Genomic DNA, 11631 nt, shown 5'->3' on the forward strand with positions numbered 1-11631 from the left:
TCGTTTCCCGTACGGAAGCGACGCTAGGAGTCCGCGGCGCCGGCGCCCATCGGTCGAACGGCAGCGGCGTCCTGCCTTTCGTCGGGGGTGTGCCCCGACCAGGGGCGGACCCGCGGGGCTCGCCGTACGCACGGCGGTGCGTCGGCCGTAGGCTCACCGCGTGGAAGAGACGACACCGAACAGCCGGCCGGTCCGGGTCCTGGTGGCCGACGACGAGGCGATGGTCCGGGCGGGCGTGCGGGCCATCCTCGCCAGGGACCCGCACGTCGAGGTGGTCGCCGAGGCGGGTGATGGGCACGAGGCCATCGCGCTCACCCGCCGGTACCGGCCGGACGTCGTCCTGTTGGACATCCAGATGCCCGGCTTGGACGGGCTGACGACAGCGGCGCGGCTCCACCGGGAGCCGACGCCGGTCGGTGTGATCATGCTGACGACCTTCGGTCAGGACGAGTACGTCACCCGCGCCCTGGAGGAGGGCGCCGACGGCTTCCTGCTGAAGGCGGACGACCCGAGGGAACTGCTCAACGGGGTACGGGCGGTGGGGGCCGGCGGGGCCTACCTGTCCCCGCGGGTCGCCGGCCGGGTCATCGCCGGGCTGCGCGCGCACCGGGCGGCACATCCTCACCGCTCGCTGGAGCGGCTCACGGAACGGGAGCGCGAGGTGCTGGCCGGAGTCGGGACGGGGTTGTCCAACGCGGAGATCGCGAGCCGGCTGCACCTGGTCGAGGGCACGGTGAAGGCGCACGTCAGCGCGGTGCTCGCGAAGCTGGGCGCGCGCAACCGGGTGGAGGCGGCCATCTCCGCGTACGAGGCCGGCCTGGTCCCGCCGCGCCCCCGCTGACCGGGTGTCAGCGTCCCGCCGACAGACGCCGGCGCCCCGTCATCGCGAAGGCACCGGCGCGGAGCGGGCGGGCCGCTGAGGCCGAGAGCACCTGGGACCTGGCCGAGCCCGGGCCGGGCCCGGGCCGGGCCCGGGTCGGCCCGTATGGCGCCCTCCTCGGCCGGTCAGTGGCCGAAGTCGAACCAGTTGACGTTGACGTAGTCGGCGCTCTGGCCGCTGGTGAAGGTCAGGTAGACGTCGTGCCTGCCCGTGACCCCCGTGATGTTCGCGGGCACCGTCCGCCAACTCTGCCAGCCTCCGGTGTTCGCGACGGAGAAGCTGCCGACCGGCGGGGCGGTCCGGCTGCCGAGCCGGACCTCGACGAGCCCGCTGACCCCGCCCGCCGCGCCGCTGGCCACGCGTCCGCGGAACTGGGTGGCGGTGCCGGTGCCGAAGTCCACGCCCCGGTACAGGGCCCAGTCGCCGTTGCCGAGCGAGCTGAGGTCCTGGCCGCCGCCGGTGTCCGTGGTGGACTCCTCGGTGGTGCCCGACTGGCCGTCGTAGGACTCGGCCTGGATGGCGGCGTACGCGTCGCGGTCGCCGGCCGGCGGGGTGGTGGGAGGCGTCGTGGGAGGCGTGGTGGGCGGGGTCGTCGGGGGCGTGGTCGGGGGTGTCGTGGGCGGGGTCGTGCCTCCGCCCGACCGCAGGACGGACACGTAGTCGACGACCATGGGGTGGCCGGGCTGGGTGCCCGCGTCGGGTCCGCCGCCGAAGGCCGCGGGGAACTCTCCGCCCATGGCCACGTTCAGGATGATGAAGTAGCCGTGGTTCGTCGCGTCGGTCCAGGTCGCGGCGTCCACCTGGTTCGCCCGGACGGTGTGGAAGGTGAGCCCGTCCACCGAGAAGCGCATCTCCTCCACCGCCGTCGAGCGGTCCCACTCCACGGCGTACGTGTGGAACCCGCCCTGGCAGCTGGTGCCGGGGCAGACGCGCTGCCCGCCGAGGCCCGACTTCTCGTTGCAGGGGCCGCCCGGGCTCGTACCGCAGTGCATGGTGGCCCAGACGCTGTTGATGCCCTGAACGTTCTCCAGGATGTCGATCTCCCCGATACCCGGCCAGTTCCACCAGTTCCCGCGGTACGGGGCTCCGAGCATCCAGAAGGCCGGCCAGTAGCCCTTGGCCGCCGGTCCCGTGACGTTCGGCATCTGGATGCGCGCCTCGGTGCGCAGCGTGCCGCCCGCCGGGGGCTGGAAGTCGGCCCGCTTGGTCTCGATGCGGCCCGAGGTCCAGTTGCCGGCAGCGTCCCGCCGCGGGGTGATGCGCAGGTTGCCCGCGCCGTCGAGCGAGACGTTGGCCGGGTCGGCGGTCATCGTCTCGACCTCGCCGGTGCCGAAGTTGGCGGGGCCGCCGGGGTAGCTCGTACCGGTGGTGTACTGCCAGTTCGCGGAGTTCACGGCGGACCCCGCAGCCCCGTCGAAGTCGTCCAGGAACACCTGGGACCAGCCGGCCGGGGGCGGGGGAGCCGCGGCGTTCGCGGGGAGGGTGACGGCCGCGGCGGCTGCCGCCACCACGGCGATCGTGCTGAACGCGGCGATGACGGCCCGCCGGGCGGTACGCCGTTTCCTGCCGGATGAATCACGCATGGGTGCCCTCTCTGAGGCGCCGTGAGGCGCGGTGGGGGGAAGGACCAGGGGAGCTCACCGTTTTGAGAGCGCTCTCAAGCGGCGCCGCTGGACACTGTGCTCCCCGCCCCCACGGGCGTCAAGAGTTTGAGCCGGGAAAGGACCGGTGGCCCAAGGGAGTTCACGCGTTGAACGCTCGCCTGCTCCGTCGCCTGCTCCGTCGCCCTCCCCGCCGGTCCCTCGGCCGTGACCGCGCGGGCGGCCCGCGGCGGCCGGTACCGCCGCGCGTTCACCCGTGCGGCCCAACCCGCCGTGTTCAGCAGGGCGGGCCGAGGACCTCCCGCGCTCCCGGCAGGTCGTGGACGGAGACCGCCGTGCCCGTCAGGGGCAGCAGATCCTCCAGCGGGCACATCAGCGGGGGCGCCTCGTGGTCGACCTCCCACTGCCCGGCGGCGTTCCCGCCCGTGTGGTCCGTGGTGCGGACGGCGTACAGATGCCCCGAGCAGCCCCGGCAGATCAGGGGCCAGTGGCCGGTCACGGCCGGTCCGGCGGTGGCGCGGCCGGAGTGCCGCCACGGCGGCGCGCTTGTAGCGTCGTTGGCGTCAGGAGTCCAGGTGACCCGACAGCAGTCCGCCGGCCGGTCCGCTCACGCGGAACACGTCCCGTCAGGGCGCCGAGCCGGCCGCGTGCCGCCCGCTTCGGCGCCGAGCCGGTCCGCCCCTCGCGCCGCGACCGGGCGCACGCGCAGCCCCCGTGAGAGAGGCCGTGCCGATGTCGATGGATGCCCCGATAGCGAGCCTGCTGCGTGTCGAGAGGGGCCTGGCCGCCCCCGAGGAACTGGCCGCGATGGCGGTCGTGGTCGCGTGCTACGCACGCCGGACCGCCGGTGACCGCGACGCGGCGAAGGACGCCGCGTCCACTGGCGGCCGGCCGCGTGCCGCCGTCCGGCCGGCCGCCGGCTGCTGGGCAGGCTGCTGGGCCTGCCGCTGAACCCGCTGCCGGATCCGCTGCTGAGCCGCTTCCGCCGGCCGCACGCGCGGCCGGCGGAAGGCAGGGGGAGACGGTCACGTCCGGCGCAGCACCGTCGAGAGCACGTCGAACAGCTCGGACTCCGGATCGTCCACGGCGCCCTCCGAGCGCCACGCCACGAATCCGTCCGGCCGTACGAGCACCGCCCCCTCGGCCGTCAGCCCGTGCACCTCGGCCCAGTCGGCCCCGTCCTCCTGGACCAGGTCGGCACCGGGTTCGCTGCCGACGGTGTAGGCGTCGAGCCGGGCCGAGAGCCGCTCGGCCGCCCGCTCCGCCGCCTGCCCCCACGGCGTTCCCGGCGCGCTGAGCAGGACGAAGGAGCGCTCGTAGAGGTCCAGGGTCGAGATCCGCTCGCCCGCCCTCGTCAGCCACATGTGCGGGGACCGGGTGCCGGTGTCGCCCGTCAGGCGCAAGGCGTCCGGGATGATCGCCCGGCCGGGCACGCCGCCGACGACCGCGCCGTCCGGGTAGCAGTAGCCCATCGCCGTGGGCAGGACCCCGCTGCCCGGCCCGCCGCCCATGGTGGGCGGCGGCGCGTACCCGGGGTGGCTGTGCTCCGCGGAACGGGCCGAGGCGCGCTCGCTCGTGGCCTTCGCCACCGGCAGCCGCTCCGACTCGTAGGTGTCGAGCAGCGCCATCCCGGCGGACCCGTCCAGGACCGCCGCGATCTTCCAGGCCAGGTTGTGCCCGTCCTGGATGCCGGTGTTGGAACCGAAGGCACCGGTCGGGGACATCTCGTGGGCCGCGTCCCCGACGAGGAACACCCGGCCCGTCGAGTACCGCTGAGCCACCCGTTCGGCCGCATGCCACGGCGCCTTGCCGCCGATCTCCACGTCCAGGTCGGGCGCGCCGATCGCGTTGCGGATCTGCTCCACGCAGCGCTCGTCGGTGAAGTCCTCCAGGGTCTCGCCGTTCTCCGGGTGCCAGGGGGCGTGGAAGACCCACTGCTTGTTGTTGTCCACCGGCAGCAGCGCACCGTCCGCGCCCGGACGCATCAGGTAGCAGACGATGAAGCGCAGGTCGCCCAGCACCTCGATGAGCCGGTCGGAGCGGAAGGTGACGCTCACGTTGTGGAACAGCTCTCCGCTGCCCGTCTGCGGGATGCGCAGCTGCTCCCTGACGGGGCTGCGCGGTCCGTCGGCCGCGATCAGGAAGTCGGCGCGCACGGTGCTGTGCTCACCGGTCTTGCGGTTCTTCACCAGGGCGGTCACCCCGGTGTCGTCCTGGTCGAAACTCATCAGTTCCGTGGAGAAGCGCACCTCGGCGCCCTGGGCGCGGCTCTGTGACGTCAGGACCGGTTCGATGTTGTTCTGGCTGCACAGGCACCAGCCGGTCGGGCTGAAGCGGCGCAGCGCACCGGAGGGGTCGATCTCCTTGATCAGCCAGTTGCGGTCGCCGCTCGTCAGCGACTGCGCCTGCAGAATGCCCTGGACGCCCTCCAGTACGGCCGCTGCCTGGCGGATCGCGCCCTCCGCCTGCGCCGTACGGAAGAGTTCCATGGTCCGTGCGTTGATGCCGCGGCCACGCGGATGCGCGGAGGTTCCGGAGTGCTTCTCGACGAGCAGGTGCCTGACTCCGAGACGGCTCAGGAACAGCGAGGTGGACAGGCCCACGAGAGAGCCGCCCACGACGAGAACCGGTACGCGAACATCGGCTTTGTCTTCCATCAGCTGCGGGCTCCTGTTTTCTGTGTGGGGGAGTGGAGTCTTTATGCCCCCGATCGGTGGCCAGGCCCGGGCGATTCGCCGGTTGTCACCCGCTTGATCCGGACATGTAGCGGTACCTGCCCTGTCGGACGACGATGAGCGACAGCGGCTCCCCCTGAGATGTGCCGGCCCGCTCTGCCCGAGCGAGGCGGCGGCCGGCCCGGGCAGACGCCACCGATGACGGACGAGGGGTCCGTGCGCGATGGATCTCCACCCCCTCACGAAGGAGTGAGTAGATGACAACCACCCTGTCCGAACGGGTGTCGCAGTCAGCCTTCGACGGCTCCATGCTCCGGGTCGTACTGCTGATGGACCTCCACGAGGGGGCCCAGCAGCGGTTCTTCGAGGCGTACGAACAGCTCCGCCACGACATCGCGTCGGTTCCGGGCCACATCAGCGACCAGCTGTGCCAGTCCTTCGAGAACCCCTCGCAGTGGCTCATCACCAGCGAGTGGGAAAGCGCGCCGCAGTACCTCGCCTGGGTGAACAGCGAGCACCACGCCGAACAGGTGAAGCCGCTGGGCGCCTGCGCCAGGTCGATGCGCCCGCTCAAGTTCACGGTGCTGCGGGAGACCGGGCGGGGCTACGACCAGGCCGCCCGTCCCTCCACCGCCCGGCTCCAGAGCAACCCCCGGCTCGGCGCCGGCATCGTGCGCCACGCCCTCACCTTCACGGTGAAACCGGGCAGCGAGAAGACGGTCGCCGCCATCCTTTCGGACTACGCCTCCCCGGCGGCCCGGGTGGACGATCACACCCGGCTCTGCCGCACCTCGCTGTTCATGCACGGCAACCGGGTCGTGCGGACCGTGGAGGTACAGGGCGACCTGACGGCGGCCCTGCGCCACGTATCGGAACAGCCCGAGGTGCGGGCCGTGGAGGAGGCCATCAACCCCTACCTGGAACAGGACCGGAACCTCAACGATCCGGAGTCCGCGCGGATGTTCTTCATGCGCGCCGCGCTCCCGGCGGTCCACCACATCGCCGAGCCGGATCCGGAATCCGCCGAGGTGACGCGGCACGCCGTCTTCTACCCGGCCAAGCCCGGCTGCGGCCAGGCGCTCGCCAGGTTCCTCGCACGGCAGGACGAGGCCGCCGCGCACCGCCCGGAAACCACCGTTCGGAGCAGCAGCATCTTCCAGCGCGACGACATCGTCGTCCGCCTCATCGATGTCCGCGGCCCGCTCGACGCCCAGCCCGAGACGACCTTCGGGATCCACGGCGCGCGCAAGGCAGCGGTGCTGGACCGGCTGACGGTCCGCGGCGCCGGCAAGCGCGCCGCCGCCGCGCACCACACCATGAACCTGATCACCGACCGCCGGGCACCCGCGCAGTCCTGATCTCCCCCCGTCCCCCATCCCCAGCCCGTCCAGGCTTCCCACACGCCAGGAGGAACCCGCCATGACCAGACAGCGCCCACGCATCGTGGACCTCAGCGAGACGCCGCCCAACCGCCGGCGCGGAGGCGATCTGAGGGCCGTGCTCACCCCGACCTCGGTGGGCTCGACCAGTGGCTTCATGGGCCTGGCGATCATGGCCCCCGGTGAGTCGATCGCCGAGCACTACCACCCGTACTCCGAGGAGTTCGTGTACGTGGTCAGCGGGCACCTGGAGGTCGACCTCGACGGCGACGCCCACCCGCTGCGCACCGACCAGGGGCTGCTGGTACCGCTCAACATGCGCCACCGGTTCCGCAACGTCGGCGACACCGAGGCCCGGATGGTCTTCCACCTCGGCCCGCTCGCCCCCCGCCCGGAGCTCGGCCACGTGGACACCGAAGAGGCCCCGCACCCGGAGAGCACCGCCTGGGAGCAGCCTCCCGACCGCACGGGAGCGGTCTCGTGACGCGCCGCCGCGTGGCGGTCACCGGGGTCGGCGTCGTCGCCCCCGGCGGGATCGGCGTCACCGCCTTCTGGGACCTGCTGTCCAACGGCCGTACGGCCACCCGCGGGATCACCCTCTTCGACCCGAAGGGCTTCCGCTCCCGGATAGCCGCCGAGGTCGACTTCGACCCCGCCGCGCACGGCCTCGGCCCGGAGGAGGCGGCCCGGGCGGACCGGTACATCCAGTTCGCCCTGGTCGCCGCCCGGGAGGCCGTACGCGATTCCGGACTCGACCTCACCACGGACGAGGCCTGGCGGACGGGAGTCTCCCTCGGCACCGCCGTCGGCGGCACCACCCGTCTGGAGCACGACTACGTCGCCGTGAGCCAGTCCGGCTCCTGGTGGGACGTGGACCACAAGCTCGCCGGGCCGCACCTGAACCGGGCGTTCACGCCCGCCACCCTCGCCTCCGCCGTCGCGGAGCAGACCGGGGCGCGCGGCCCGGTGCAGACCGTCTCCACCGGCTGCACCTCCGGCCTCGACGCCATCGGGTACGCCGTCCACTCCATCGCGGAGGGCCGGATGGACGTCTGCATCGCAGGCGCCTCCGACTCACCCATATCGCCCATCACGGTGGCCTGTTTCGACGCCATCAAGGCGACCTCGCCGAACAACGACGACCCGGCCCACGCCTCACGGCCCTTCGACGCCGACCGGGACGGCTTCGTGCTCGGCGAAGGCGGCGCCGTCCTCGTACTGGAGGAGCTGGAACACGCCCGCGCCCGCGGAGCGACCGTCTACTGCGAGATCGGCGGGTACGCCACCTTCGGCAACGCCCACCACATGACCGGGCTGACCGCCGAGGGCCTGGAAATGGCCCGGGCCATCGAAACCGCCCTGGACCAGGCCCGGATCGACGCCACCGACATCGACTACGTCAACGCGCACGGCTCCGGGACCAAGCAGAACGACCGCCACGAGACGGCGGCGGTCAAGCGGGTCCTGGGCGACCACGCCTACAAGACGCCGATGACCTCCATCAAATCGATGGTGGGCCACTCCCTCGGCGCCATCGGGGCCATAGAACTGGCCGCCTGCGTCCTCGCGATGACCCACCAGGTGGTGCCGCCGACGGCGAACTACCAGACCCCGGACCCCGAGTGCGACCTGGACTACGTGCCCCGCACCGCCCGCGGTCGCAAGCTGCGCAATGTGCTCTCCGTCGGCAGCGGATTCGGCGGATTCCAGTCGGCCGTGGTCATGACCCGGCCGAAGGAGGAGGTCTCGTGACCAGCCGTACGGTCATCACGGGTATCGGGGTCGTCGCGCCCAACGGCATCGGCGCCGACGCCTTCTGGAAGGCGACCCAGTCCGGGGTCAGCGTGCTGGACCGCGTCACCCGGGCGGGCTGCGAACACCTGCCGCTCCGCGTCGCGGGCGAGGTCCGGGGCTTCGATCCCGGCGCGATGGTCGAGGACCGCTTCCTCGTCCAGACCGACCGGTTCACCCACCACGCCCTCGCCGCCGCCGACCTCGCGCTGGAGGACGCCCGGCTCGGCCGGGCCGACTACGAGGGCGACCCCTTCTCCGTAGGGGTGGTCACGGCCGCCGGATCCGGCGGCGGCGAATTCGGGCAGCGCGAACTCCAGCACCTCTGGGAACAGGGACCCCACTACGTCGGCCCCTACCAGTCCATCGCCTGGTTCTACGCCGCGAGCACCGGCCAGATCTCCATCCGCCGCGGCCTGAAGGGCCCGTGCGGGGTGGTGGCCAGCGACGAGGCCGGCGGGCTGGACGCCTTCGCCCACGCCACCCGGGCCATCCGCCAGGGCAGCCGGGCGATGCTCGCCGGGGCCACGGAGGCGCCCCTGGCCCCGTACTCCATCGTCTGCCAGCTGGAGTACGAGGGGCTGAGCACCCGGGACGAACCCGAGCGCGCCTACCGGCCGTTCACCGCCAAGGCCTGCGGCTACGTCCCCGCCGAGGGCGGCGCCATGTTCGTCGTCGAGGCGGAGACCGCGGCCCTGCGCCGGGGCGCAACCGTACGCGCCGAACTGGCCGGCCACGCCGCGACCTTCACCGGCACCCAGCGGCGGGACGCCTCCGGCGAGGGACTGGCCCACGCGATCCGGGGCGCGCTCCGCGAAGCGGGCTGCGCCCCCGAGGAGATCGACGTGGTCTTCGCCGACGCCCTCGGGACACCGGAGGCCGACGCCGCCGAGGTGGCCGCCCTCGCCGACGCGCTCGGTGCGCACGGCCGGAAGGTGCCGGTGACGGCGCCCAAGACCGGTACCGGCCGGGCGTACTGCGCGGCGCCGTCCCTCGACACCGCGGCCGCGGTCCTGGCACTGGAGCACGGCGTCATCCCGCCGACCCCGAACGTCTTCGAGGTGTGCCACGACATCGACCTGGTGACCGACGGGGCCCGCCCCGCCGGACTGCGCACCGCGCTCGTGCTGAGCCGCGGCCGGATGGGCTCGAACTCCGCGCTCGTCCTGCGCAAGGGCGCGGCCGCGTAGGAGCAGCAGGAGCAGTCCCCTCGTAGGAAGAGAGAAGCCACCATGTCGGACCGACTGACCATGGAGGAGCTGGCGGCCCTGATGAAGACCGCCGGCATCACGGTCGACCCCGCCCAGATGGCGGACCGACCGGACTCCGCCTTCGAAGAGTACGGCCTCGATTCGCTGGGCCTGCTCGGCATCGTCGGCGAGCTGGAGAACCGGCGCGGGCGGGCCCTGCCCACCGACGCCGACCGCTGCAAGACCCCCCGAGAGTTCCTCGACCTCGTCAACAACAGCCTCATGACAGGAGCCTGAGATGGCCGGCCACACCGAGAACGAGATCACCGTCAACGCGCCCGTGGACGTCGTGTGGGAGATGACCAACGACCTCCCCAGCTGGCCGCAGCTGTTCAGCGAGTACGCCTCGCTGGAGATCCTCGAGCAGAAGGGGGACACGACCAGCTTCCGCCTGACCATGCACCCCGACGAGAACGGCAAGGTGTGGAGCTGGGTCTCCGAGCGCACCGTCGACCGCGCGAGCCTCTCCGTCCGCGCCCGTCGCGTGGAGACCGGCCCCTTCGCGCACATGGACATCCACTGGCAGTACTTCAAGGTGCCGGGCGGCACCCGGATGAAGTGGACTCAGGACTTCGCGATGAAGCCCGACGCGCCCGTCGACGACGCCTGGATGACCGACAACATCAACCGCAACTCCCCGATCCAGATGGCGCTCATCCGGGACAAGATCGAGCAGCGCGAACGCGAGAACCGCGCCCCCGCCGTCAGCCGACTCTGAAACGAAAGGCGAGCACCCCGGATGTCCCCCATGCACCGCGCTCTCATCGTCGCCCGGATGGCGCCGGAATCGGCACCGCACATCGCCGACCTGTTCGCCGCCTCGGACGCGGGCGAACTCCCGCACCTGGTCGGCGTCACCCGCCGCAGCCTGTTCCAGTTCGGCGACGTGTACCTCCACCTCATCGACGCGGACAGGCCACCGGGACCCGCCATCGCGCAGGTCACCGGCCACCCGGAGTTCCGTGACCTCAGCGACCGCCTCACCGCCTACATCAGCCCGCACGACCCGGACACGTGGCGCAGCCCTAAGGACGCGATGGCGAACGAGTTCTACCGCTGGGAGAGCCCCGGCAAGAGGTGACCCGAGCGGCCCGGCCGGGACCCGCACACCGCGTGTGCGGGTCCCGCCGCGTGCGCGACCGGGCGGGTGAGCGGTCCGGCGGCTGAGCCATCCGATGGCCGGGCGATCCGGCGGGTGCGCGTGACCCGGCCGCGTGCACGACCCCCCAGAGCGAAGAGCAGGAGACGCAGTGACCTCCACCGACCACGAGAACGACCGCTTCCCGGCCGATCCGGGCTGCCCGCACGACGGCGAGCACGCCCGTTCCGCGCTGCGCGTGCTCGTCCTGTCCGGGTCCTCCCGCACCGGCTCGGTCAACGCCCGGCTGGCCGCCCTCGTCGCGAGCCTGGTGGCCCGGGCCGGCGCGCACGCGGACCCCGCGACGCTCGGCGACTTCGCCATGCCCCCGTACGACGGGGACGCCGAGGCCGACGAGGGGCCGCCGAAGGGGGCGCTCGCGCTGCGCGACCGGATCGAGGCGGCCCAGGCCCTGGTCATCGCCGCGCCCGAGTACAACGCCTCCGTCTCCGGCGTGGTGAAGAACGCCATCGACTGGGTCTCCCGCTTCCGCCCCCAGCCGTTCAAGGACCAGCAGACGCTACTGGTCTCCGCGTCCCCGTCCATGGTGGGCGGCAACCGCGGACTGTGGGCCCTGCGCATCCCGCTGGAACACCTGGGCGCCCGGGTCTACCCCGACATGTTCAGCCTCGCCATGGCCCACCAGGCCTTCTCCGACGACGGATCCCTCCTCGACGCCGGGCTCGGCGAACGCCTGGGCACGACGATCGGCTCCTTCCTCGACCTCGCCGAGGCGGACACCCGCTACCTGTGCCTGCAACGCCGCTGGTACGAGTTCCTCGGCGACCGCACCGACGCGGCGGTGACCGCGCGCGCCGAGGACTAGGCCGTGTCTGATGGCTCTTTGATGAGGTCGCGGAGCCAGATCACGATGGCTGCTGTGGCCAGGGTGCCGTTGAAGATGTAGTCGCGTTTGT

13 protein-coding genes are annotated in these 11631 nt (G+C 72.5%); 10 read left to right on the plus strand and 3 right to left on the minus strand.

Annotated features, from left to right (window positions below; all coding sequences use genetic code 11):
- The first annotated feature begins 160 nt into the window (after positions 1 to 160).
- Positions 161 to 841, plus strand: a complete 681-nt coding sequence (locus tag AB0D94_RS17255; protein ID WP_362052080.1) for a response regulator transcription factor — start codon at positions 161 to 163, stop codon at positions 839 to 841.
- A 164-nt stretch (positions 842 to 1005) separates the two neighbouring features.
- On the opposite strand, the gene AB0D94_RS17260 is transcribed toward AB0D94_RS17255, so the two are convergent.
- Positions 1006 to 2463: a glycoside hydrolase family 16 protein gene (locus AB0D94_RS17260; protein ID WP_362052082.1), complete on the minus strand. Its 1458-nt coding sequence runs from the start codon at positions 2461 to 2463 to the stop codon at positions 1006 to 1008.
- Between the two features lie 295 nt (positions 2464 to 2758).
- Entirely contained in the window at positions 2759 to 2980 is a 222-nt protein-coding gene (locus tag AB0D94_RS17265; RefSeq protein ID WP_266938666.1) for a hypothetical protein, read from the minus strand.
- 233 nt (positions 2981 to 3213) lie between these two features.
- On the opposite strand from AB0D94_RS17265, the gene AB0D94_RS17270 reads away from it, so the two are divergent.
- Entirely contained in the window at positions 3214 to 3432 is a 219-nt protein-coding gene (locus AB0D94_RS17270; RefSeq protein WP_362052085.1) for an acyl-CoA carboxylase epsilon subunit, read from the plus strand.
- Between the two features lie 74 nt (positions 3433 to 3506).
- Here AB0D94_RS17270 and AB0D94_RS17275 read toward each other — a convergent pair whose 3' ends face one another.
- Entirely contained in the window at positions 3507 to 5138 is a 1632-nt protein-coding gene (locus tag AB0D94_RS17275) for an FAD-dependent monooxygenase (RefSeq protein WP_362052087.1), read from the minus strand.
- A 275-nt stretch (positions 5139 to 5413) separates the two neighbouring features.
- On the opposite strand from AB0D94_RS17275, the gene AB0D94_RS17280 reads away from it, so the two are divergent.
- The 8 genes from AB0D94_RS17280 (at position 5414) to AB0D94_RS17315 (ending at position 11540) form a co-directional block, all read left to right on the plus strand.
- Complete coding sequence (locus AB0D94_RS17280) at positions 5414 to 6514, plus strand: SchA/CurD-like domain-containing protein (protein WP_362052089.1); 1101 nt, start codon at positions 5414 to 5416, stop codon at positions 6512 to 6514.
- A gap of 61 nt (positions 6515 to 6575) precedes the next feature.
- A complete protein-coding gene (locus AB0D94_RS17285) occupies positions 6576 to 7019 on the plus strand; it encodes a cupin domain-containing protein (RefSeq protein WP_362052091.1) in 444 nt (147 codons plus the stop codon).
- Positions 7016 to 8287 (plus strand): beta-ketoacyl-[acyl-carrier-protein] synthase family protein, encoded by a 1272-nt coding sequence (locus tag AB0D94_RS17290; RefSeq protein WP_362052093.1) that lies wholly within the window; start codon positions 7016 to 7018, stop codon positions 8285 to 8287. Before AB0D94_RS17285 ends, AB0D94_RS17290 begins: the two co-directional genes overlap by 4 nt.
- Positions 8284 to 9516 (plus strand): beta-ketoacyl synthase N-terminal-like domain-containing protein, encoded by a 1233-nt coding sequence (locus AB0D94_RS17295; RefSeq protein ID WP_362052095.1) that lies wholly within the window; start codon positions 8284 to 8286, stop codon positions 9514 to 9516. Before AB0D94_RS17290 ends, AB0D94_RS17295 begins: the two co-directional genes overlap by 4 nt.
- 42 nt (positions 9517 to 9558) lie before the next feature.
- Positions 9559 to 9813, plus strand: a complete 255-nt coding sequence (locus AB0D94_RS17300; RefSeq protein WP_266938673.1) for an acyl carrier protein — start codon at positions 9559 to 9561, stop codon at positions 9811 to 9813.
- 1 nt (position 9814) lies between these two features.
- Entirely contained in the window at positions 9815 to 10294 is a 480-nt protein-coding gene (locus AB0D94_RS17305) for an SRPBCC family protein (RefSeq protein ID WP_362052098.1), read from the plus strand.
- 30 nt (positions 10295 to 10324) lie between these two features.
- Positions 10325 to 10657: a TcmI family type II polyketide cyclase gene (locus tag AB0D94_RS17310; RefSeq protein WP_362052100.1), complete on the plus strand. Its 333-nt coding sequence runs from the start codon at positions 10325 to 10327 to the stop codon at positions 10655 to 10657.
- A gap of 169 nt (positions 10658 to 10826) precedes the next feature.
- Positions 10827 to 11540 (plus strand): NAD(P)H-dependent oxidoreductase, encoded by a 714-nt coding sequence (locus AB0D94_RS17315; protein ID WP_362052102.1) that lies wholly within the window; start codon positions 10827 to 10829, stop codon positions 11538 to 11540.
- The last annotated feature ends 91 nt before the right edge of the window (positions 11541 to 11631 follow it).

Origin of the sequence: Streptomyces sp. NPDC048255, assembly GCF_040652415.1 — a bacterium.
In the GTDB taxonomy this organism is placed as follows: Bacteria; Actinomycetota; Actinomycetes; order Streptomycetales; family Streptomycetaceae; genus Streptomyces.

Coding starts and splice junctions, on each gene's coding strand:
- AB0D94_RS17260 (WP_362052082.1), bottom strand. CDS start 2,463: ATGCGTGATTCATCCGGCAGGAAACGGCGTACCGCCCGGCGGGCCGTC.
- AB0D94_RS17270 (WP_362052085.1), top strand. CDS start 3,214: ATGTCGATGGATGCCCCGATAGCGAGCCTGCTGCGTGTCGAGAGGGGC.
- AB0D94_RS17275 (WP_362052087.1), bottom strand. CDS start 5,138: ATGGAAGACAAAGCCGATGTTCGCGTACCGGTTCTCGTCGTGGGCGGC.
- AB0D94_RS17280 (WP_362052089.1), top strand. CDS start 5,414: ATGACAACCACCCTGTCCGAACGGGTGTCGCAGTCAGCCTTCGACGGC.
- AB0D94_RS17285 (WP_362052091.1), top strand. CDS start 6,576: ATGACCAGACAGCGCCCACGCATCGTGGACCTCAGCGAGACGCCGCCC.
- AB0D94_RS17300 (WP_266938673.1), top strand. CDS start 9,559: ATGTCGGACCGACTGACCATGGAGGAGCTGGCGGCCCTGATGAAGACC.
- AB0D94_RS17305 (WP_362052098.1), top strand. CDS start 9,815: ATGGCCGGCCACACCGAGAACGAGATCACCGTCAACGCGCCCGTGGAC.
- AB0D94_RS17310 (WP_362052100.1), top strand. CDS start 10,325: ATGCACCGCGCTCTCATCGTCGCCCGGATGGCGCCGGAATCGGCACCG.